21 protein-coding genes are annotated in these 21,008 nt (G+C 62.6%); 19 read left to right on the top strand and 2 right to left on the bottom strand.

Annotated elements, in window-relative coordinates; translation table 11 throughout:
• The first annotated feature begins 193 nt into the window (after positions 1-193).
• The 9 genes from MESAU_RS26665 (at position 194) to MESAU_RS26705 (ending at position 9,425) form a co-directional block, all read left to right on the top strand.
• Complete coding sequence (locus tag MESAU_RS26665; protein ID WP_015319144.1) at positions 194-1,300, top strand: NAD-dependent epimerase/dehydratase family protein; 1,107 nt, start codon at positions 194-196, stop codon at positions 1,298-1,300.
• On the top strand, positions 1,297-2,376 hold the full coding sequence (locus tag MESAU_RS26670) for an NAD-dependent epimerase/dehydratase family protein (RefSeq protein WP_015319145.1): 1,080 nt from the start codon (positions 1,297-1,299) through the stop codon (positions 2,374-2,376). The genes MESAU_RS26665 and MESAU_RS26670 overlap by 4 nt, the downstream gene beginning before the upstream one ends.
• A complete protein-coding gene (locus MESAU_RS26675) occupies positions 2,373-3,665 on the top strand; it encodes a TIGR04295 family B12-binding domain-containing radical SAM protein (protein ID WP_015319146.1) in 1,293 nt (430 codons plus the stop codon). The genes MESAU_RS26670 and MESAU_RS26675 overlap by 4 nt, the downstream gene beginning before the upstream one ends.
• Positions 3,650-4,750 carry a glycosyltransferase family 4 protein gene (locus tag MESAU_RS26680; RefSeq protein ID WP_015319147.1) on the top strand — a complete coding sequence of 367 codons (1,101 nt, stop codon included), beginning with the start codon at positions 3,650-3,652 and terminating at the stop codon, positions 4,748-4,750. The genes MESAU_RS26675 and MESAU_RS26680 overlap by 16 nt, the downstream gene beginning before the upstream one ends.
• Before the next feature lie 2 nt (positions 4,751-4,752).
• Complete coding sequence (locus MESAU_RS26685; RefSeq protein ID WP_015319148.1) at positions 4,753-5,883, top strand: CgeB family protein; 1,131 nt, start codon at positions 4,753-4,755, stop codon at positions 5,881-5,883.
• Positions 5,880-6,974 (top strand): CgeB family protein, encoded by a 1,095-nt coding sequence (locus MESAU_RS26690; RefSeq protein WP_015319149.1) that lies wholly within the window; start codon positions 5,880-5,882, stop codon positions 6,972-6,974. The genes MESAU_RS26685 and MESAU_RS26690 overlap by 4 nt, the downstream gene beginning before the upstream one ends.
• Positions 6,971-8,074 carry a CgeB family protein gene (locus tag MESAU_RS26695; protein ID WP_015319150.1) on the top strand — a complete coding sequence of 368 codons (1,104 nt, stop codon included), beginning with the start codon at positions 6,971-6,973 and terminating at the stop codon, positions 8,072-8,074. The genes MESAU_RS26690 and MESAU_RS26695 overlap by 4 nt, the downstream gene beginning before the upstream one ends.
• A 23-nt stretch (positions 8,075-8,097) precedes the next feature.
• Entirely contained in the window at positions 8,098-9,144 is a 1,047-nt protein-coding gene (locus MESAU_RS26700) for a UDP-glucuronic acid decarboxylase family protein (RefSeq protein WP_015319151.1), read from the top strand.
• A gap of 80 nt (positions 9,145-9,224) precedes the next feature.
• Entirely contained in the window at positions 9,225-9,425 is a 201-nt protein-coding gene (locus MESAU_RS26705) for a hypothetical protein (RefSeq protein ID WP_015319152.1), read from the top strand.
• Between the two features lie 6 nt (positions 9,426-9,431).
• On the opposite strand, the gene MESAU_RS26710 is transcribed toward MESAU_RS26705, so the two are convergent.
• A complete protein-coding gene (locus tag MESAU_RS26710) occupies positions 9,432-10,745 on the bottom strand; it encodes a hypothetical protein (protein ID WP_245262904.1) in 1,314 nt (437 codons plus the stop codon).
• A 600-nt stretch (positions 10,746-11,345) separates the two neighbouring features.
• On the opposite strand from MESAU_RS26710, the gene MESAU_RS26715 reads away from it, so the two are divergent.
• The 10 genes from MESAU_RS26715 to MESAU_RS30515 all read left to right on the top strand — a co-directional run bounded on the left by MESAU_RS26715 (position 11,346) and on the right by MESAU_RS30515 (position 20,290).
• Positions 11,346-12,449: an inositol-3-phosphate synthase gene (locus MESAU_RS26715; protein ID WP_015319154.1), complete on the top strand. Its 1,104-nt coding sequence runs from the start codon at positions 11,346-11,348 to the stop codon at positions 12,447-12,449.
• A complete protein-coding gene (locus MESAU_RS26720; RefSeq protein ID WP_015319155.1) occupies positions 12,446-13,042 on the top strand; it encodes a histidine phosphatase family protein in 597 nt (198 codons plus the stop codon). Before MESAU_RS26715 ends, MESAU_RS26720 begins: the two co-directional genes overlap by 4 nt.
• A 14-nt stretch (positions 13,043-13,056) precedes the next feature.
• Positions 13,057-14,157: a CgeB family protein gene (locus MESAU_RS26725; RefSeq protein ID WP_015319156.1), complete on the top strand. Its 1,101-nt coding sequence runs from the start codon at positions 13,057-13,059 to the stop codon at positions 14,155-14,157.
• Complete coding sequence (locus MESAU_RS26730; protein ID WP_015319157.1) at positions 14,157-14,960, top strand: sugar phosphate nucleotidyltransferase; 804 nt, start codon at positions 14,157-14,159, stop codon at positions 14,958-14,960. Before MESAU_RS26725 ends, MESAU_RS26730 begins: the two co-directional genes overlap by 1 nt.
• Before the next feature lie 2 nt (positions 14,961-14,962).
• Positions 14,963-15,724, top strand: a complete 762-nt coding sequence (locus tag MESAU_RS26735) for a TIGR04290 family methyltransferase (RefSeq protein WP_015319158.1) — start codon at positions 14,963-14,965, stop codon at positions 15,722-15,724.
• A complete protein-coding gene (locus MESAU_RS26740) occupies positions 15,717-16,649 on the top strand; it encodes a glycoside hydrolase 5 family protein (protein ID WP_015319159.1) in 933 nt (310 codons plus the stop codon). Before MESAU_RS26735 ends, MESAU_RS26740 begins: the two co-directional genes overlap by 8 nt.
• Positions 16,650-16,778: 129 nt before the next feature.
• On the top strand, positions 16,779-17,843 hold the full coding sequence (locus MESAU_RS26745; protein ID WP_015319160.1) for a glycosyltransferase: 1,065 nt from the start codon (positions 16,779-16,781) through the stop codon (positions 17,841-17,843).
• An 8-nt stretch (positions 17,844-17,851) separates the two neighbouring features.
• A complete protein-coding gene (locus MESAU_RS26750) occupies positions 17,852-18,832 on the top strand; it encodes a GNAT family N-acetyltransferase (RefSeq protein ID WP_015319161.1) in 981 nt (326 codons plus the stop codon).
• 70 nt (positions 18,833-18,902) lie between these two features.
• A complete protein-coding gene (locus MESAU_RS26755) occupies positions 18,903-19,883 on the top strand; it encodes a class I SAM-dependent methyltransferase (RefSeq protein ID WP_224683415.1) in 981 nt (326 codons plus the stop codon).
• Between the two features lie 230 nt (positions 19,884-20,113).
• Positions 20,114-20,290 carry a hypothetical protein gene (locus tag MESAU_RS30515; RefSeq protein WP_015319163.1) on the top strand — a complete coding sequence of 59 codons (177 nt, stop codon included), beginning with the start codon at positions 20,114-20,116 and terminating at the stop codon, positions 20,288-20,290.
• Here the strand turns inward: MESAU_RS30515 and MESAU_RS26760 are convergent, their stop codons facing one another.
• Entirely contained in the window at positions 20,291-20,854 is a 564-nt protein-coding gene (locus MESAU_RS26760) for a sigma-70 family RNA polymerase sigma factor (protein ID WP_015319164.1), read from the bottom strand. It lies immediately after the preceding gene.
• Positions 20,855-21,008: the final 154 nt, after the last annotated feature.

Here is a 21,008-nt window from a genome sequence, read left to right on the forward strand (position 1 = left end):
CTTCGCTTTTCGGCGTCACGGCGGCTGTCGAGCGCCCTAACAGCATACCGGCGGCAATGTTCCCGCATCGCGGGCCGATGGTGTTGCGCTTGCTTTCAGGCGAAGCCCGCGAAGGGAACTTTGTTGAAGCACAGGGAACAAACCTTTTGCCGAAAAGTTCGGGGCGCCGAGGTCACTTGTCCGAGGAGTCGTCGTGAAACGCATATTGGTTACAGGAGGCTGCGGCTTCATCGGCCGCCACGTCACACAAGAACTCATCGCTCAGGATTATTCAGTTCGCATTCTCGACGCCCTGCTGGAGCAGGTGCATGCGGGTGAAGCGGTCGCGCTTCCCGCAGGTGCCGAACTGATCAAGGGCGACATTCGCGACCGCGAAGCCGTTGCCGAGGCGCTGGAAGGCGTCGACGCCGTCATTCATCTGGCATCGGAAGTCGGCGTCGGACAATCAATGTACGAGATCGCGCGCTATGTCGGCACCAACGATCTCGGCACGGCAACATTGCTTGAAGCGCTGATCAAGCATCCGGTCGAACGGATCGTCGTCGCCTCCTCGATGAGCGTCTATGGCGAGGGCCTCTATGCCACGCCCGACGGCCGGCGCATCGACAATGCAAGGCGCAAGTCAAGCGACATCAAAAGCGGACAGTGGAATCCGCTGTCGCCGGAAGGTGAACCCCTTTCGCCGCTGCCGACGGATGAAGAAAAGCCGGTCGACCTCGCCTCGATCTACGCGCTGACGAAATACGCCCAGGAACGCGCCGTGCTGATCTTTGGCGAAGCGTACAACATCGATGCGGTCGCGTTGCGCCTGTTCAATGTCTTCGGTGCCGGCCAGGCGCTATCAAATCCCTATACCGGCGTGCTGGCCAATTTCGCTTCACGTCTCGCCAATGGCCAACGGCCGATGATCTTCGAGGATGGCGAACAGAAGCGCGATTTCGTTCATGTGCATGACGTCGCCCGCGCCTTTCGCCTTGCGCTGCAGCAACGTCAGGCAAAGGGCCACGTCATCAACATCGGCAGCGGCCGCGCCTATGCGATCAGCGAAGTCGCGCGATTGCTGGCCGAAGCCATGGGAACCCCGAACCGTTCGCCCGAGCTGCTCGGCAAGGCGCGCTCCGGCGACATTCGCAACTGCTTCGCCGATATCTCCAAGGCTCGTGAGCTGCTCGGTTTCGAACCCGCCCTGCAATTGGAGAACTCTCTCGGGGATTTCGTTTCCTGGGTGCGCAACACGGCCGCCGTCGATCGCGGCGCCGAAATGAAGCGCGAACTCGAAGAGCGCGGGTTGGTGTCATGAGCCCGGGCGCACGCAACCGACGCGAAGCGCCGGTCGCCATCGTCGGCGGCAGCGGCTTCATAGGATCAAACCTGGCCGACAGCCTGTTGTCGGATGGCGAGCCAGTGCTGGTGGTCGACAATCTCAGCCGTCCCGGCGTCGAACAGAACCTGCAATGGCTCGCACAGAAACACGGTGGCCGCCTAACGGTCGAGACCATCGATGTGCGGGACGCCAATGCCCTGGCCCCGATTCTCATGAGATCCAAGGCGATTTTCCATCTGGCCGCGCAGACGGCCGTCACCACGAGCCTGGTCCGGCCGGACGAGGATTTCGACATCAATCTTCGCGGAACGTTCAACGTGCTGGAAGCGGCGCGGCTGAGCAGCGAGCGCATCCCGGTGATTTTCGCCAGCACCAACAAGGTTTACGGCAGCCTCCCCGACGTCGCGGTTCGCGCGGACGACGACCGCTACATACCTTGCGATAGCGCGATCCAGGCCGGCGGGATCGACGAGGCTCGCGGCCTCGATTTCTGCACACCCTATGGCTGCTCCAAGGGCGCGGCGGACCAATATGTGCTCGACTACGCCAAATCCTACGGCATGCCCACGGCGGTGCTGCGGATGAGCTGCATCTACGGACCGCGCCAGTTTGGAACCGAGGACCAGGGTTGGGTAGCGCACTTCCTGCTCAGCGCCCTGACGGGACGGGAAATCACCATCTACGGCGATGGCAGGCAGGTGCGTGACATCCTGCACGTTTCCGACGCGGTCGCCGCCTACAGGGCCGTGCTGGACGGCATCGAGATCACCAAGGGCCAGGCATTCAATCTTGGCGGCGGACCAGAAAATGCGCTCAGCCTGCGTATGCTGTTGAGTGAGATCCGCAGCCTGACCGGTCGCGAGCTCTCGGTCCGCCACGATGGGGAACGGACCGGCGACCAGCCCTTCTTCGTCGCCGATACCCGCAAGATCGAAACCGCGCTTGGCTGGAAGGCGCAGGTTGCGTGGCGCGAGGGCATTCGCGATCTCGCCGACTGGCTGCAGCGCCACCGGCTTGAGCCCCGCCCCGAAGCCGTGAGGTACGTCGCATGAGAATAGCCCTGGTCAACCCGTCCTGGACATATGACGACAGCATCTATTTCGGCTGCCGCCAACCGCATCTGCCCCTGGAACTCGGCTATTCGAAAGCCCTGCTCGAGGCGGCCGGCCATGAGGTGCTGATGCTGGACGGACAATTGCAGAAGCTCGATAATTCCGGGCTCTGCAAACGCGTGGTTGATTTCGCGCCGGCAATGACGGTTGTCAGCACCGCGCCGACCTATCTGTTCTGGCGCTGCGCACCGCCGGAATTGCGGGTGCCGGCCGATTTCCTCAATCGCCTGGCCGGGCGTGGCGGACGCACGGTCGCGGTCGGGCCACATGGTTCGGCGACGCCGGCGCCGACCTTGCGCAAGCTGGGCGTCGACATTGTCGTGCGCGGCGAATGCGAGGAAGTCGTCGCGGAACTTGCACGACGCGACGATTGGAGCGCGGTACCCTCAACCGCCTATCTGCGGGACTCCAAGCTGGTGTCGAACGGCGACGTCCATTCCAGTTCGTTTGTCGATCACCCGCCGCTGGAATGGCCATCCGACTGGATTGCCGCCCATTCGCATCACCATCACCGGTTCGATGACCAACAGCTTGGATTCGGCGCCGAGGTCGAGGCGTCGCGCGGCTGTCCCTACAATTGCAGCTTCTGCGCCAAGATCGATTTCCGCGATGCCTATCGCCGCCGCAACCACGAAGCGGTGGTGACTGAAATCGATAGGCTGATCGCCCAGGGTGTCGGCTACATCTACTTCATCGACGAAATCTTCCTGCCCCAAAAAGCGTTGCTGGAGGCGTTGGTCGGCCGCGATGTGAAATTCGGCGTCCAGACCCGCATCGATCTGTGGAAACCCGAGCTGCTGGAACTGCTGGGCGCGGCAGGCTGCGTGTCCATCGAAGCCGGCCTCGAAAGCCTGACGGTGGAAGGGCGGGCCATGCTGGCGAAGCGCTGCCGGCTGGGCACCGAGGAGCTTGCCGCGCTGCTGGTCAAGGCCAGACGCCACGTTCCCTTCGTCCAGGCCAATCTGATCGGCGTCGTCGAGGACGATCCTGCCCTTGTCGATCACTGGCGCACCCACCTGATCGACAATGGCGTGTGGGCCAATGAACCCGTGCCGCTTTATCCATATCCGAGTTCGCCCAGCTATCGCGAGCTTTGGGGCGAACCCGACGACCTCGCCTGGGAGCGCGCCCATGATCATTACCTCGCATCGTTCCAGAAGTTCAGCGACATCCAGGAAAAGCGCCCGCGCCCGCTGGCGGAACTGGAGGCGGCATGTTGCGGACACTGACGCCACGCAAGCGCCGCATCCTGATGACCGTCGACGCCATGGGCGGAGTATGGCGCTATGCGCTTGATCTCGGCCGGGAACTGGTCAATGGCGGCGACAGCGTTGTGTTCGCCGGGCTGGGGCCGCAACCATCCAGGCAACAGGCCGAAGAGGCACGGTCCTTCGCGACGCTCATCTGGTTGAATACGCCACTGGACTGGATGACCCGCAGCGCCGGCGACCTCGACCGTCTGCCGCTGGAATTGCGTGCGCCGATACGCGACTACGCCATCGACCTTGTCCATCTCAACGGACCGACGCAGGCCGTGGGGTTGGACGCGCCTTGCCCAGTCATAGTCGTCTCGCATTCATGCGTGACGACATGGTTCCATTCCGTCAAGGGACAGGCGTTGGATAGCGCATGGAGCTGGCAGAAAGAGCGCAACAGGCGCGGCTTCGACAGGGCCGACGCAGTCATCGCCCCAAGCCGCAGCCATGCCGAGATGCTCGAGACCTGCTATGGCCCGATCGCACGCCTTCACGTCGTCGGAAATGCCGCACGCCCCGTCCCGACAGCAGAAACCCGCCAGCCGCTCGTCTTCGCCGCCGCCCGCTGGTGGGACGAGGGAAAGAATGTGGTGGTGGTCGACCAGGCCGCCTCGTTGACGCAATGGCCTCTCTTTACAGCCGGTTCGCTTCACGGCCCGAACGGCGAGCGCGCCACCGTCAACCATGCCGTTCCTCTCGGAGCACTGCCGCATGGCGAGGTGCGCTCCCTGATGGCCCGCGCCGGTATTTTCGTGTCTCCGTCGCTCTACGAACCGTTCGGTCTGGCGGCTCTGGAAGCGGCCATGTCGGCAACGCCCCTGGTGCTCTCGGACATCCCGACCTATCGCGAGTTATGGGACGGGGCCGCGATGTTCTTTGACGGTCGCGACCCGCATGATCTTGCAGCCTGCATCAATCGTCTTTCCAGCGATGCGGGGCATAGGCGGGAGCTCGGCCACGCCGCCCTCCGCCGAAGCCGCAGGTTCACTCTGGCGAGACAGGCAGCGGCCATGCGCGATGTCTACGAAAAGGCGGCGCTGGCCGTGGCGGAGCGCTGATCATGCGCTTCTTGTTCTACACCCACTCGCTCGTCTCCGACTGGAACCACGGCAATGCCCATTTCCTTCGCGGCGTCATGCGCGAACTGGTGGCGCGCCGGCATCAGGCCATCGCTCTGGAGCCGGCGGACGGCTGGAGCCGATCGAACCTGCTGGCCGAGAGGGGATCCTTCGCGATCGAACGTTTTCGCAAGGATTTCCCCGAATTGATGCCGGTGACCTACGATGCCGGGTTCGACCATGAAGCCTGGATCGCCGAGGCCGACGTGGTGATCGTCCACGAATGGACCGACCCGGAGCTTGTCGCTCGCATCGGCCGTGCCCGGGCCGATGGCGGCAAATTCACCTTGCTGTTTCACGACACCCATCACCGCGCCGTGTCGGCCACCGAGGCAATCTCGGCGCTCCGCCTGGAACATTATGATGGCGTTCTCGCCTTTGGCGAAGCGCTGCGCGAGAGCTATCTGCGCGCCGGCTGGGGCAAGCGCGTCTTCACCTGGCATGAAGCGGCGGACGATCGGCTGTTCAAACCGCACCCAGAAATCCACGCGACGTCCGACCTGGTCTGGATCGGAAACTGGGGCGATGACGAGCGGACGGCCGAAATCCAGGAATTCCTGATCGAACCAGTGCGCGATCTCGGTCTTCAGGCCACTGTTCACGGGGTCCGCTATCCCGAGCCGGCACTTGCCGATCTGGCAGCCGCCGGTCTGCGCTACGAAGGGTGGATCGCCAATGCCGACGTGCCGAAGGTGTTCGCCGCGCATCGTGTCACCGTGCACATCCCGCGGCGTCCTTATCGTGAAGGCTTGCCCGGAATTCCGACGATCCGCATGTTCGAGGCACTTGCCTGCGGCATCCCGCTGATTTCAGCGCCTTGGTCCGACGTCGAGCAGCTTTTCAGGCCCGGCATCGACTTCCTGTTTGCCGAGGATGGATCGCAAATGCGGCAACATCTCCAGGCGGTGTTGGCCGATCCCGATTTTGCGGCCTCCCTGGTGACCTCGGGTCTTGAGACCATCCGCTCGCGGCACACCTGTCGTCACCGCGTCGACGAGTTGTTCGACGTGCTCTGGCAATGCACGACCCTGCACACCGCCGAGCTGACCGCCGCAAAGGAAGCCGCAGCATGAAGATCGCATTCTATGGATCGAGCCTTTTGTCGTCCTACTGGAACGGCGCCGCGACCTATTACCGAGGATTGCTGAAGGCGCTTTCGCAACTGGGCTACGAAATCACCTTCTATGAGCCTGACGTCTATGACCGGCAGAAGAACCGCGACATCGAGGCGCCGGACTGGTGCTCTGTCGTCGTCTACGAGGCAACCCACCATGCCCTGATGCAGGTGGCGGCGCGTGCCGCCGAAGCCGATATCGTCGTCAAGGCGAGTGGCGTCGGCTTCGAGGACGAGGCGCTGCTTCGCGCCGTGCTCGACCACGCGCGCAGCGATGCGCTCATTGTATTCTGGGACGTCGACGCGCCGGCCACACTCGCCCAGCTGCGCGACGAGCCGGACCACCCGCTGCATCGTGCGCTGCAAGAAATCGACCTTGTGCTGACCTATGGTGGCGGCGATCCCGTAGTCTGGGCCTATCGTGCGATGGGCGCGAACGAGTGCGTGCCAATCTACAATGCGCTCGATCCCGAAACGCACCACCCGGTCGCCAGCAATGCGCGTTTTGCCTGCGATCTGGCGTTCCTCGGAAACAGGCTGCCGGATCGTGAAGCGCGGGTGGGATCGTTCTTCCTCGATCCCGCGGCCCAGCTGCCGGAACAACGTTTTCTGCTCGGCGGATCTGGGTGGGGCGACAAGCCGCTCCCCGCCAATGTCGGCTGGCTCGGCCATGTCGGCACCCGCGATCACAACGCCTTCAATGTCACGCCAAAGGCGGTGCTGAACATCAGCCGCGACAGCATGGCCGCGAACGGTTTTTCACCCGCCACGCGTGTCTTCGAGGCGGCCGGCGCCGGCGCTTGCCTGATCACCGATGCCTGGCTCGGCGTCGAGCTGTTCCTGAAGCCCGACGAGGAGATCCTTGTGGCGCGCGACGGCGGCGATGTCGCCGAAATCATGCAGGCGCTGACCCCAGTTCGGGCAAAGGCGATCGGCCAGGCCGCACTTCGACGCGTTCTCGCCGATCATACCTACGCATTGCGGGCGGCCGTGGCTGATGCGGTCTTCAAACGGCATTTGACGCACGGGACCGTGGAGGCAGCCGAATGACCAGGCAGTTGGACATCGTCTTTCTCGGCCTGTCGCTTTCCTCGTCCTGGGGAAACGGCCATGCCACCACTTTTCGAGGTCTGTTGAAAGGCCTCCACCAACTCGGCCATCGCGTAACTTTTCTGGAGCGCGATGTGCCATGGTACGCCAATCACCGCGATTTGCGCGATCCGGATTTCTGCGCCTTGCGCTACTACGAAACCGTGCAGGAACTGCAACGCGACTACGCGCGGTGTCTGCAACAGGCCGATGTCGTGGTGATCGGCTCCTTCGTACCGGAAGGGCGCGCGGTGATCGACACCGTCGCTTCACTTTGCAAAGGACAACTCTGCTTTTACGACATCGACACGCCGGTGACCCTGGCGAAGCTGTCGGCGGACGATTGCGATTATCTGAGCTGGCGCCAGATCCCCTACTTCGACATCTATTTCTCTTTTGCCGGCGGCCCGATGCTTGCCGATCTGACGCAGACCTTCGGCGCACGCCGCGCCGAGCCGCTCTACTGTTCGGTCGATCCGGAACGGCATCACCGCACCGCCGATCCGATCGGCTGGGATCTCGGTTATCTCGGCACCTACAGCGCCGACCGGCAAGCCACGCTCAACGCGCTTCTGCTCGAGCCTGCACGGCGCATGCCGGATCGGCGTTTCGTCGTGGCCGGCTCGCAATATCCGTCCGACATCGACTGGCCCGACAATGTCGAGCGCATCGAACACTTGCCGCCGGCCGATCATGCCGCATTCTATAGCCGTCAGCGCTACACCCTGAACGTCACACGCAGTTCCATGATTGCCGCGGGATGGTCGCCCAGCGTGCGCCTTTTCGAAGCCGCGGCTTGCGGCACGCCGATCATCAGCGACCGCTGGCCAGGCCTCGACAGCTTCTTTCCCGCATCGACGATCCACACGGCCAGGATGGCGGACGAGGTCGTCGCGATCCTGTCCCGGGAATCGGCTCGTACACGTCTCGCCATGGCCGACCGGGCACGCGAACTCGTCCTTGCCTCCCACACCGGTGCGGCCAGGGCTCGCGAATTCATCACGGCGCTTACGCAAAAGGGGGCGGTGGTCGTCGATCTCGATATCGGAAGTGCAGCATGACTGGCAGACAGGAGAAAATCGCGATGCGACAAACAAAAAAAGCGCAAAGGGCAAAGACGGTGCTCGTCGCCGGTGGCGCGGGCTTCCTCGGTTCGCATCTTTGCGAAGCATTGTTACGCGATGGCTGGCGTGTGATCTGCGCCGACAATTTTCTTACCGGTCGCATGGAGAACATCAACGCGATCATGGACCAGCCGGGTTTCCGGCTGATCGAGCAGGATATCTGCCGGCCATTGGACCTGGGCGAGCCGGTGGATCGCATTTTCAACATGGCCTGCGCCGCCTCGCCGCCGCGTTACCAGGCCGATCCGATCCACACCACGCGAACCTGCGTCATCGGAACGTTGAACCTGCTCGAACTCGCCGCCCGCAACGACGCGCGATTGCTGCAGGCCTCCACGAGTGAAGTGTATGGCGATCCGGAGCAACATCCGCAGAGGGAAGATTATGTCGGCCATGTGAACTGCACCGGCCCACGCGCCTGCTACGACGAAGGCAAACGCACCGCCGAAACACTTTGCTTCGACTATCTGCGAGCCGGCAAGGCCGACGTTCGTGTCGCGCGCATCTTCAACACCTACGGGCCGAGAATGGATCCGGCGGACGGCCGCATCGTCTCGAACCTGATCATGCAGGCGCTCGAGAAGCGCCCGCTGACGATTTTCGGCGACGGCATGCAGACGCGATCCTTCTGCTACGTCTCCGATCTGATGGATGGGTTGATGGGCCTTATGGATATCAATCCCAATCCGGGCAAGCCCGTCAATCTGGGCAACCCCGGCGAATTCACCATTGTGCGACTGGCGGCATTGGTGAAGGCTATGACCGGCACCAAATCGGACATGACGTTCCTGCCGCTGCCGCAGGATGATCCTCGACGCCGGCAGCCCGACATCTCGCGCGCAAAAACGCTGCTCGGCTGGACGCCAAGAGTGCCTCTCACCGAGGGGCTCGCGCGGACGATCAGCTATTTCGCCACGCTTGAAGGCGGCTCGATCGGCGATCAAATGGCAGGACGCTCCACAAGGGCGAGACCCACGTCAGGCGGGCTGCAGAACCTCCCTGCCTGATGCCGGACCGCGGTCACATCTTCGCATCGATTCCCGCGGGAACATCCAGGCAAGCTTTTGGTTTGACAGGAGGACCACATATGGAGGACCTCCTCATGCACCCCAAGCGATCTCGGACCGATATCGACAAGATGGCGGAACGAGAGACGGCTGCGTATTTGCGGCGAGCCTCAATCACCTATCTGGAGTGCTGTGTCAGCCTGATGATGACGCATCTGCAGCGGGAGGAGGTGGCCAGTATTCTCGAGCAGGAAGCAGACATGCTGCGCAGGCTGGATTGACGCAGACTAATCGGCCCTGGCCTGGCCCAGGAACCGTGTCAGCCCTGCCTCATATCGGTTTGCCGTCTCCTCCAGCCTTGCTCTTTCCCAGCCATTCTCGGATTGGGCGGCCATGGTCCACAGCCCGAGCTGAAACGCCAAATAGCAAGGTTTGAAATAATCGATGAGCCTGGTGTCGATGCGGCCATCCATGCGGTTATCCATGCCGCCGATCAACGTCGCCGCCTCGGCTTCGGACAAGTCATATTCTACGCAGGCGCCGGCAATATCCCATTCTATCGGCTGGCAGCCGATCAGATCGTGTCCCCGGCAATGGTCGACTGCATCCGTCTTAATCAGCGTACCATCGGAACCGACCAGAAACTCCCAGGGGTGAAGCCTGCCGTCGATCTCGACCCGTTCCAACACCTTTGCGGGCGTCTGCTTCGAGAACCAGGTCCGCAGTCTAGCCGCCTGGCTTTCGCCCAAAGCTTCGGAAGCATTGTGAACCGCCATCTCCGCGAGGGCGAGCAATGATGCGCCGGCTTCGCAGGTCCGCAGATTGGTCGCACGCCAGGCCAGATAGCGTGTGAACGCCGCGACAAGTCTCTGCCTGGACAGCGGCAGCTGATCCATCGTGGTTCCATCGGTCCACCGTTCGACCAGAAAACCGTGGCAGACCCCGATGACTTGCGGTCCGAATCCGGCTTGATGCAACATCCTGGCGGCTTGCATCTTGCGCAGCCCGGTTTCGCCGAGGCCGACAAATTTGACAAGCCAGCGACCTTGACCCGCGGAGGCCAGGAACTTTCGCCGTTCGGTGCCGCGTGTGCTCGGTGGCCAGCGCTTTTCGTCGGCGTAGTGAAGGGAGCGCCACGCGCCCCCGGATATTTCGGTCAAGCGCAATTTCGGACTGCCAACCGCCTCGGCTACCCAATCGCGCAGCGTTGGACTTTGCGAGCTTTCGGGGAAGGTGCGTTCGAACGTCATCGCCACATGCCTGCGGCAGCGCCCCCATGTCTCCCGAACATCCGGCGACGCTTCGGCGCCCGGATCGCCCGAATGGCTGGGGAACAGGTGAATGCGGTCCGTATCGATGCCCTGTTTTCTCAGCCACGCGACGACGGCGTGGACCGAACTTCCCGACAGGCCGGGACCTTCGTCGACGACCGCGAAACGAGCCGACGGCTCGTTCCTCCAGGCCGCGACCAAACGCGGATCGGCATTGAGGCGCCGATCGAAAGGATGCCCGATCGGGCGCACGCTAATGGGCGCCGGCGCACCGATCGCGGCCGCCACCATGGCCGCGAGCCCCAGGCCGATGCTGCGGATGCCGATCACGCATGTGTTCGCATCGAGACCTGATATCCGCGCCGCGCCGAGATAACTCTCTGGATAAAGGGCATAGTGCGCGTAGCCCTCGGCCGAGCCGGTCAAAACCTCTGCCTTGCAATCGAGCCCGGCCAGCATTTGGAGAAGTCGCGGGTCGATGCCACCGTCTACGGCGAACCCGCTTCGCCACGACCTCGCCACCTCTGCCGCAAGCCCGACCAGCAGCCTGGCGCCTTGCCGTTGCGAAGGCGAATTGGTGTCGACGCCCCGGGCCTTGAAGTCGACATCCGCGAGCCCCTGGACCAGTTCCGACACGCTGACGAACAGCCCGACCAATGCGGCATGGCGCCGGATGCCGCAAGGCATGCGATCGAGGCCTTGGGCCATTTCGATCGCCGCCTCCTGAAGCTGTCGTGCATTCTCGGTCCGCTTGTGGTCGCCGTAGACGATCATTGGTCGATTTCCGGTGCTTGCCGTGCGGGCAACGCGGCGCGCCCAGCTTCGATCCATGCTGCTTCGCGCAATTTTTGACCAAGCCAAGGAACATTCCGGCACGGTGGCGGTTCGGCGCAAGGAACTTACCTTTGAACAGCATAGGGCGGCAGTTTCGTGGGATCGAAAAAAGTTCGTGTTGGTATCGTTGGAGTGGGCAATTGCGCATCCTCCCTGGTGCAGGGCCTCTCCTACTATCGTCATGCCAAAAGCAACGAACCGATCCCGGGGCTCGTGCATGCCGATCTCGGTGGCTATCACGTCGACGACATCGAAATTGTCTGTGCGTTCGATGTCGCCAAAAGCAAGGTCGGCCGTGACGTCGCGGATGCGATCTACGCTCCCCCCAACAACACGTTCCGCTTTGCCGACGCGCCGACGACCGGCGTTCTCGTCGAACGCGGGCCGACGCTTGACGGGATCGGCAAATATCTGCGCGACGAAATCGAAGAAGCGCCCGAACCGGTTGCCAATGTCAGCGAGATCCTGCGCGACAGCGGAGCCGATGTGTTGGTCTCCTACCTGCCGGTGGGTTCGGAAGAGGCGACGCACTTCTACGCTGAATGCGCGCTCGAGGCCGGCTGTGCCTTCGTCAATTGCATACCGGTTTTCATCGCCTCGCGTCCGGAATGGCGCCGGCGCTTCGAGCAACGTGGGCTGCCGCTGGTCGGCGACGATATCAAGAGCCAGGTCGGCGCCACCATCGTGCACCGGTTGCTGGCCAATCTCTTTCGCGAGCGCGGCGTGCGCATCGATCGCACCTATCAGCTGAATTTCGGCGGCAACACCGATTTTCTCAACATGCTCGAACGCGAGCGGCTGGAATCGAAGAAGATCTCCAAGACGCAATCGGTAACCAGCCAGCTCGATGTTCCCCTGGAGCCGGGCAACATCCATGTCGGACCCAGCGACCACGTGCCTTGGCTCACCGACCGCAAATGGGCCTACATCCGCGTCGAAGGCACGACCTTCGGCGGCGTGCCGCTGAATGCCGAGCTCAAGTTGGAAGTGTGGGATTCGCCCAATTCAGCCGGCGTGGTGATCGATGCGGTACGCTGCGCCAAGCTCGCGCTCGACCGCGGCATTGCCGGGGCGCTGACGGGTCCTTGCAGCTATTTCATGAAATCGCCACCCGAACAGTTCACCGACGCCGAAGCGCGCCAGCGCACGCTCGCTTTCATCGCCGGTAAGGACGAGCCATTGCTGGATGCCGCGGAATGACGACGACGTTCTTTTTGATCCGCCATGCGGCGCACGACAATGTCGGCTCGTACCTTGCGGGCCGCATGGCCGGCGTATGTCTCGGCGAGGCCGGCAAGGCTCAAGCCGAGCAGCTTGGCGGCCGCATGGCCCGTGAGACGATTGCAGCCATTCTATGCAGCCCGCGCGAGCGCACGCAGGAGACGGCGGTTCCGATCGCTCTCGCTTGCGGTGTCGGCGAAATCGCGATCCGCGCCGAACTCGACGAGATCGACTTCGGCGACTGGTCGGGGAAGACTTTCGACGAATTGAACGGCGATGCCAGTTGGCGCGCGTGGAACGATCAGCGGCAGGAGGCCAGGACACCGAGCGGCGAGACCATGCTGGATGTCCAGGAGCGCATCGTCTCGCTGATGAACGGCGTCCGCGAGCTGCGTCAGAACCAATGTGTCGCCCTGATCAGCCACGCCGATGTGATCAAGGCCGCCGTGTGCAAGGTGCTTGGCTTGCCGGTAGGCGACTGCTTTCGGTTCGACATCGATCCCGCCTCGATCACGACGATCGTATCGGGCGACTGGGGCTCGAAGCTCCTGCGATTGAACGAAGCTGCCTGACGAGGAAATTCCCCATGCGGATGGTCATTTTCGGTCTTACCGTCACGTCTTCATGGGGAAACGGCCATGCCACGCTGTGGCGGGGGCTGATCCGCGCCCTCGCCCGGCTGGGCTGGTCGATCACCTTTTTCGAACGCGACACCCCCTATTATGCCGGGACCCGCGATCTGGATCAGCTCGATGGAGGCAACGTCGTCATCTATCCGGACTGGGAGGACATCCGCCGCGTCGCGGAACGGGCGATGAAGCAAGCGGATGTCGTGGTCGTCACCTCTTATTGTCCCGACGCCGTCGAGGCTTCGCGCCTCGCGCAGCAGGCATGCCGCGGACTGCGTGTCTTTTACGATCTCGATACTCCAGTCACGCTTGCCCGCGTCGAACAAGGTGAGCGTCCGCCCTATTTCGGACCTGAAGGCCTTGCCGACTACGATCTCGTCCTGAGCTACACCGGCGGCCCGGCGATCGAGGCGCTGAAGGCGGTGCTGGGCGCGCGCCAGGTGATGCCGCTCTATGGGCATGTCGATCCGGATCAGCACCGGCCGGCAGAGAAGCGGGCCGAATTCGCCGGTGATCTGTCCTATCTCGGAACCTACGCGGCGGATCGCCAGGCCGGCGTCGAAAAGCTTCTGGTTCGCCCGGCCGCGCGCCTGCCCGACCAGCGCTTCATCATCGGCGGCGCACAATATCCGCAGGAATTCCCATGGAGCGACAACATCTTCTTCGTCAGGCATCTGCCACCCGCCGACCATCCGGCGTTCTTCTCCTCGTCGCGGCTGACACTGAACGTCACCCGCGAAGCGATGGCGCAAAAGGGCTGGTGCCCCTCGGGACGGCTCTTCGAAGCGGCCGCGTGTGGAGCTGCCATCGTCACCGACGCATGGCCAGGCCTCGCGGAATTTTTCGAACCCGGCCGCGAAGTGCTGTTGGCGCGCGATACGGAAGATGTGGTCGCGGCACTGCAATTGCCGGAGTTCGAACTCGACGGCATTCGAAGGCGAGCCCGCGAGCGGGTCTTGGGCGAGCACACTTCCGCCAAACGCGCAGCGGAACTGGACAAAATCCTGGCCGATGCCTTGCGAAACCCAGTCGGCGAACCGATGAAGGAAGCAGTCTGATGTTGGGCATCGTGCCCGCTGCCGGACGCGGCAGCCGCATTCAACCGCTCGGCTTCTCGAAGGAGTTGCTGCCGGTCGGCAGCAGGATCGACGGACAGACCGAACGTCCCTGCGCCGTGAGCGAGTATCTGGTACGGCGCATGGTCCAGGCCGGCGTCGACAAGATTTGCTTCATCATCGGATCGGGCAAATCCGACATCCTCGAATATTATGCCGCCGGCTACGGTGAGGCGGCAGCGCTCTTCGTGGTGCAGCCTCAACCCGTCGGTCTCTGCGATGCGATTTTCCGGGCAGCGCCCCTCGTCGCGCCCGACGAGGTCGTCCTCGTCGGCCTTCCAGACACTATCTGGTTTCCCGAGGACGGCTTCTGTCACTTGCCTGACGATCAGCTTTCATTTCTGCTCTTCCCGGTGGATAGCCCGGAATTCTTCGACGCCGTCGTTACCGATGATGACGAGCGGGTGATCGAAATCCAGGTCAAGCGGCAGGACGCCGCCACGAACTGGGTTTGGGGTGCGTTCAAGATGCCCGGCCATATCCTGCATCGGCTTGCGGCACTCTGGCGCGAGCGGGATGGTCGTGACGAATATATCGGCACGTTGATCAACGCCTACCTTGCGGGCGGGGGTGTGGCCTATGGTGTCAAGGCAGGGTCCGCTTATGTCGATGTCGGTACATTCAATGGGTATCGCACAGCTCTGCGGTTGCTTGAAAACGGCGTCCCGTCAGCTCATCACCAGCCCGCAACGATCATGCCCGGCGCGCATTCGCATGTGCCTGTCGTTCCGGGTGAAGGAGCCTGACCATGTTGCATTCCCATGCCGAAATCCGCCGGCGCATCGACGCGCTCGGCCCGTGGTTCCACAATATGGACCTGGCCGGCGTCGAAACCGCGCCCGACCACTTTCTCGGCAACTACCCGCTGATCAAATGGCGCAAATTCGCCGATGCCATACCCGCTGATCTGACCGGCAAGACCGTGCTGGATATTGGCTGCAATGCCGGCTTCTACTCGATCGAGATGAAACGGCGAGGCGCCGCCCGTGTCCTCGGGATCGATTTCGACGAGGCCTATCTGGCGCAGGCCCGCTTTGCCGCCGAGATCGCGGACTGTGATATCGAATTCCAGAAGTTGTCGGTCTACGACGTCGGTGCCCTGCGCGAGACATTCGATGTCGTGCTGTTCATGGGGGTGCTTTACCATCTGCGCCACCCCTTGCTCGCACTCGACCTGATCCGTGAGCACGTCGCCGGCGACCTGTTGATCTTTCAGTCCATGCAGCGCGGCAGCAAGGACCTGCCCGCGTTGGAAGAAAACTATCATTTCTGGACGCATGATCTGTTCGACCAGCCGGAATTTCCCAAGCTGCATTTCATCGAACACCGCTATGCCGACGATCCGACCAACTGGTGGATACCGAACCGGGCCTGCACCGAAGCGATGCTGCGCAGCGCCGGTTTCGAGATCGTTCTGCATCCCGAGCAGGAGGTCTATTTCTGCCGCGCTGCCGGCGATCCGGCCGGCGGTGGCGCGATATATCCGTCGAAAGGAAAGCTCCATGATTGAAGCCGCGATGATCTGGAACGAGCCCAACAACAAATCGCATTGGGACCCCGAGCTCGACCCCGATTGGAGCCGCTTTGCCAGGATGGCAGTCCTGTCGGCGGACGCGATCGCATCCGAGAACCCGGCTCTGACAAAAATGCTTGGCGGCATCTCGCCGATAGACCCCGGCTTTATCACGCGCATGAAGGAATTCGGCGTGCTGGACCATGTTGACGCCGTCGCTGTTCACGGCTTTCCCCTCGACTGGAACCTGTGGCAAATTCAGGAATGGCCGCAGAAGATCGGTGAGATCGCGACCGTCACCGACCTCCCCATCTGGGTCAGCGAGGTCGGCGTATCGACCTTCGGGGCCGAGGAAATACAGGTCTGGGGGCTCAAGCGCACCGCCGAATTGCTGCTCGGCAACGCACCGCGAATCCAGTGGTACAGCCTCTATGACCTTCCGCGCGAATGGGAAGCAACGACGCGGCACCGCGAGGCGGAGGGATCTTCCTATTACCGCCATTTCCACATGGGGCTGCTGCGCCAGGACGGTACGCCAAAACCGGCGCTGGAAGAATTCCTACGCTACACACCCGCAATGGGCCTGGTGCAGTGGTTTCATTTCGAGGACCCGCGGCTGGACGATGCCGTCGCCTGGATGAAGCGGCTCGGCGTGACCAATATGCGCACGGGGCTTTCCTGGGCCGATAGCTTCAGGCCGAATGCGTTGGACTGGTTCGACCGACAGATGGAAGCACTCGCCGCTTTCGACGTCACGGTCACCTTCTGCTTCACGCCCGAGCATCGCGGAATGATGCCTCACCACACCAGCCCTCCGCTGGTACCCGAGGAATTCGCCGAGTTCTGTGCAACGATGATCCGCCGCTACGCGCCCGGCATGACGTCCGCCTCGCTCCCGACGCAGCGGGCCTCGGCTGCGTGAGGCTCTCATGCGACCCGGTCCGCGATCATCGGAGGCACTGACCGAAGTCAAGGCTCTCGGCCCCTTCGAGATCGGCACCAGGTCGTGCGCAACCGCCTGCGCCCATCCCGCACCATGGCTCGGCCGGCCATGACGCTCACCGTCCTCAACGTCGCCTATCCCCTCGCGCCTGTCGGACCGGATGCGGTCGGGGGTGCCGAACAGGTCCTGTCGATGCTCGATCGGGCACTGGTCGGCGCGGGTCATCGGTCTATCGTCGTCGGCTGCCGGGGCTCCAGCGCGAGCGGCACGCTTGTGGAAATTCCGGCGGAAGGCGGCGTACTCGACGAGGTGGCGAAGAGCCGCGCGCAGCAGGCTCATCGAACCGCGATCGCCGCTGCCCGCGCCAGGTGGCCGATCAATGTGGTTCATCTGCATGGCATCGATTTCGATGCCTATCTGCCCGACGATGGCCCGACCTTGGTGACCCTTCACCTGCCGCTGGACTGGTATCCGGCCGGGGCCTTGCAGCCGACGCGCGACGACCTGTGGCTTCATGCAGTCTCGGCCGCCCAGCAGAAAACCGCGCCACCCGGCGCCAAACTGGCCCCGCCAATTCCGAATGGAGTAGACATAGAGGCGCTCAGCCTGCTGCAGCCGAAGCGCGACTTCGCACTGGTCCTGAGCCGCATCTGCCCGGAAAAGGGCATCCACCTGGCGCTGGACGCGGCCAAGCAGGCAGGTGTACCGCTGGTTGTCGGCGGTAAGGTCTATCCCTATGAAACGCACACGCGTTACTTTCACGACGAGGTCCAACCTCGCCTCGATGGCCGCCGCCGCTTTCTTGGTCCGCTCGGTTTCACCGCCAAGCGGCGCTTTCTCAACGCAGCACGCTGTCTGGTCATCCCGAGCCTTGCCGCCGAGACCAGCTCCCTTGTCGCCATGGAGGCGCTGGCCTGCGGCACACCGGTGATCGCCTTTCCGAATGGTGCGCTTCCGGACGTGATCGAGCACGGCAAGACCGGTTTTCTCGTCAATACGATCGACGAGATGGCACAAGCCATCGTTGCGGCGTCAAGCCTGGACGCCGAGACATGCCGCGCCGAGGCGCGACGGCGGTTCTCGCTGGAGCGAATGATCTCGTCTTACATGGATGCCTATCAGGCGCTGGCGCGACTTGGCACCGATGCCGGGCGCCTCGCCGTCACGCCGTGAGCGAGCCTGTGTTGCGCGGTCAGATCATCGATGATCCGGCGCAATTCGATGCGCTTGCGACGGATTGGTGGGGACTGTGGGAGCAGAGTTCCTCGGCGACGCCGTTTCAATCTCCTGCGTGGCTGGTGCCATGGTGGCGCACATTCGGGCCCGGCGACCTGGCGACGGTCGCGGTCTGGCGCGGAAGCGACCTGATAGGGCTAGCGCCGCTTTATCTAGAGCACCGAACCGCCGGCTCGAAACTGCTTCCGGTCGGCATTTCGCTCAGCGACTATCTGGATATCCTGTGTGTTCCCGGCACCGAAGACCAGGTCGCGGCCATTGTTGCCGAAAAGATCCTCTCGGTCGGCTGGTCGCAGTGGATCCTGTCGGATTTGCCTGAAGGCGGCGCCGGTCTTGCGATTGCGCATCCCGATCTGAAGGCGGGGCGGCCAGCCGCTCATGGTGCTTGCCCCGTGCTCGCCATCGCCGGAGACGATACCCTTGCAGGCTGTGTACCCTCCCGGCGCCGGCGCCAGTTGCGACGGGCGCGGCAGGCCGCATCCAGACGCGGCCGGATCGCGTTGTCGTCGGCACGGGGCGATCCCCAAACCTTCCTCGATCAGTTGATCCGCCTGCACGACGCGCGCTGGGCCGGACACGGAGGTGGCGTGTTGGCCGACGCGGCTGCAGAGGAATTCCACAGGCGCTCACTTCCCTTGCTCGACGCTCGCGGCCTGGTCCGATGCTGGCTTTTGGCAATCGATGGCAGGACGGTCGGGGCCTATTACGGCTTCCACCATCGCGGTCGTGCCTATGCCTATCTCGGGGGCTTCGACCCCGCCTATGCCGAAGAGAGCCCAGGGGCGATCCTGATCGGCCACGCGATCGCGGAATCGATCCGCGAAGGTGCGCGCGAGTTCGATTTCCTGCGCGGCCAGGAAGCCTACAAATATGGCTGGGGCGCCATCGACAGGTGGACGATGCGCAGGGTCTGGACGCGGAGTTGATACCATGCCTGCAACCAAGCCAAAATCCGCTCCGCGCCGCACTACGATCAGATCGGCTGTTGAAGACTGCATGGCGGATGGTGTCTGCGCCGAAGCAGTCGTCGCCAGGCTGGCGCTTCACCTGCAGACGGGGATCAGGGCGGCGGACCTGGCAAAGATCGTGCTGGATATCGTTCCGTCGAATGCGCGAGACGCGGAAAGGCTGCAAGAGGTAGCCGGGTTGCTTCGCCGCAAGCCAGATATCTTTGCCACATTGCGAGCGACGGGAGCGGCCGTTCGGCACACACGCGACGACGGGGAGACCGGTGCCGCCGTCGTCACGCGGCTGGCCTCGAGCTTCGATGCGGCGGCAGCGATTTCGGAGACAGCAAGTGTCCAGCTCGCATCCCTAGGGGATGAGGAAAGGCTCTCGGCCACGACCGACGAAGTCGTCGCCTGGCTCAAGCAGCAGGACTTCTCCGGAACCCGCCGGGATATTCTGGACATTGGTTGTGGCATCGGCCGTTTCGAGCATGCGCTTTCCAACTCCTTCAACCGCATGATCGGCATCGATATATCCTCGCGGATGATCTCCATCGCCTCCGAACGGTGCGCCGCGCTGGGCAATGTCGAGTTGCGGCAAACCTCCGGTCTCGATTTGAGCGAATTCGACGACGGCAGTTTCGATTGCGTGCTGGCGGTCGACAGCTTTCCTTATCTGGTTCTGGCGGGCATGGCCGAGGGGCATTTCGATGAGATCGCACGCGTTCTGAAACGGCCTGGCTGGCTCGCCTTGCTGAACTATTCCTATCGCGGATCGCTTTCGTGGGACCGCGCTGATGTCGGCCGCCTGGCGGAAGCTCACCAAATGCGGGTCGTCATCAATGGCGAGAAGCCGTTTCGGTCATGGGATGGCGAGGCTTTCCTACTTGCTCGAGGCGGCGGAACATTACTGCGCGCCGCCAGTTCGGACGTCGAACCAGAGGCGCCGAAGATCGGCACCGACCCGAAGGAGGAAATCATGGCACCCGGCGCCAAGAAACATCGGCCGCGTGAAGCAGCACGGCGATGAGCGCGGGCTGGACCGCAATCTCGTCAAGTCCGATCAATATCAGGATCATGCCGCCGACCAGGCGCCGAAGAACGCCGTCACCCCATGTCCTTTGCCTGCAGCGTAAGGCCAAGGAAATAAAGCTGTGCAAGGATTGGCGGCAACCCTGCCGGCGGCGGACATCGCCTTGTAATGTCCGGCGTTTGTCACCACACTAAAGTCAGGGACTGCTGGTTATCAAGAGAATATGGATGTCTCATTCGAGCGACGATACCGCGGACCCGCAATTCGGTCTGGCCATGGATCAGGAGATCACTTCTCTCCTGGACGCCATAGAGCAGGAAAAAATTCCAGACCGGCTAACCAGGCTGGCCATGGAGTTGCAAAACGCGCTGGTTGAGAAACGTCGACGTGACGTGCAGAACTGATTATCTGCGGCTGTCACCCTCCATATCGAGTTGACCATCCGATAGATGATTTCGTCTTTCGATTAGTGTCTGCAACGAACTCTCCCCAAGCAACTCGAGAATATTGGCGCGGGCACGGTTCAGCCGACTTTTTACCGTCCCCACCGCGCAGCCGCATATCTCGGCCGTTTCTTCATAACTCACCCCCAGAACGCCAATCAGCATCAGAACCTCGCGTTGGTGTTCCGGTAACTTTTGTATGGCGGCGTGGACTTCCTTGCTTTGAACGCTCCATTCCTGGGTGGCTTCCGAAATCGGTCGGGACGATGCGCAGTCGAGCAGGCCTGGCGCTTCCCGGGCAGCGATCTTGACCCGGGTGTAGTACGTGTTGCGCATGATGGTGAAGAGCCACGACTTCATGCGTGTGCCGGGTTCGAACTTGTCGATGTTGGCGAGACCCTTGGTCAGTGTCTCCTGTACCAGATCGTCGGCATCGTCGGGGACGCGGCAGAAGGTGCGCGCGAAAGCCCGCATGGCGGGTATGAGCTCAACGATGGAAACTTCATTGGTTTCTTGGTCGGCCAAAATGTAGCCTCCGGATGACAATGGTCCAGCTCCCAGAAGAAGAGTGTATGAACGCAGCCCCTGCTAAATGCATGGAAGTTTGGTTCGTTCCTCGCGCTGAAGACAACTCTTCAGAAATTCCGCGCAGCGGGGGCATCTTACCCAATCGGCCCAT

It is taken from the genome of Mesorhizobium australicum WSM2073 (assembly GCF_000230995.2).
GTDB lineage: Bacteria > Pseudomonadota > Alphaproteobacteria > Rhizobiales > Rhizobiaceae > Mesorhizobium > Mesorhizobium australicum.

What these genes read in the sequence shown, in the direction of transcription:
- MESAU_RS26670 (WP_015319145.1), top strand. Translation starts at nt 1,297, where the DNA reads ATGAGCCCGGGCGCACGCAACCGACGCGAAGCGCCGGTCGCCATCGTC.
- MESAU_RS26675 (WP_015319146.1), top strand. Translation starts at nt 2,373, where the DNA reads ATGAGAATAGCCCTGGTCAACCCGTCCTGGACATATGACGACAGCATC.
- MESAU_RS26680 (WP_015319147.1), top strand. Translation starts at nt 3,650, where the DNA reads ATGTTGCGGACACTGACGCCACGCAAGCGCCGCATCCTGATGACCGTC.
- MESAU_RS26685 (WP_015319148.1), top strand. Translation starts at nt 4,753, where the DNA reads ATGCGCTTCTTGTTCTACACCCACTCGCTCGTCTCCGACTGGAACCAC.
- MESAU_RS26690 (WP_015319149.1), top strand. Translation starts at nt 5,880, where the DNA reads ATGAAGATCGCATTCTATGGATCGAGCCTTTTGTCGTCCTACTGGAAC.
- MESAU_RS26695 (WP_015319150.1), top strand. Translation starts at nt 6,971, where the DNA reads ATGACCAGGCAGTTGGACATCGTCTTTCTCGGCCTGTCGCTTTCCTCG.
- MESAU_RS26700 (WP_015319151.1), top strand. Translation starts at nt 8,098, where the DNA reads ATGCGACAAACAAAAAAAGCGCAAAGGGCAAAGACGGTGCTCGTCGCC.
- MESAU_RS26705 (WP_015319152.1), top strand. Translation starts at nt 9,225, where the DNA reads ATGGAGGACCTCCTCATGCACCCCAAGCGATCTCGGACCGATATCGAC.
- MESAU_RS26720 (WP_015319155.1), top strand. Translation starts at nt 12,446, where the DNA reads ATGACGACGACGTTCTTTTTGATCCGCCATGCGGCGCACGACAATGTC.
- MESAU_RS26725 (WP_015319156.1), top strand. Translation starts at nt 13,057, where the DNA reads ATGCGGATGGTCATTTTCGGTCTTACCGTCACGTCTTCATGGGGAAAC.
- MESAU_RS26730 (WP_015319157.1), top strand. Translation starts at nt 14,157, where the DNA reads ATGTTGGGCATCGTGCCCGCTGCCGGACGCGGCAGCCGCATTCAACCG.
- MESAU_RS26735 (WP_015319158.1), top strand. Translation starts at nt 14,963, where the DNA reads ATGTTGCATTCCCATGCCGAAATCCGCCGGCGCATCGACGCGCTCGGC.
- MESAU_RS26740 (WP_015319159.1), top strand. Translation starts at nt 15,717, where the DNA reads ATGATTGAAGCCGCGATGATCTGGAACGAGCCCAACAACAAATCGCAT.
- MESAU_RS26745 (WP_015319160.1), top strand. Translation starts at nt 16,779, where the DNA reads ATGACGCTCACCGTCCTCAACGTCGCCTATCCCCTCGCGCCTGTCGGA.
- MESAU_RS26755 (WP_224683415.1), top strand. Translation starts at nt 18,903, where the DNA reads ATGGCGGATGGTGTCTGCGCCGAAGCAGTCGTCGCCAGGCTGGCGCTT.
- MESAU_RS30515 (WP_015319163.1), top strand. Translation starts at nt 20,114, where the DNA reads ATGTCTCATTCGAGCGACGATACCGCGGACCCGCAATTCGGTCTGGCC.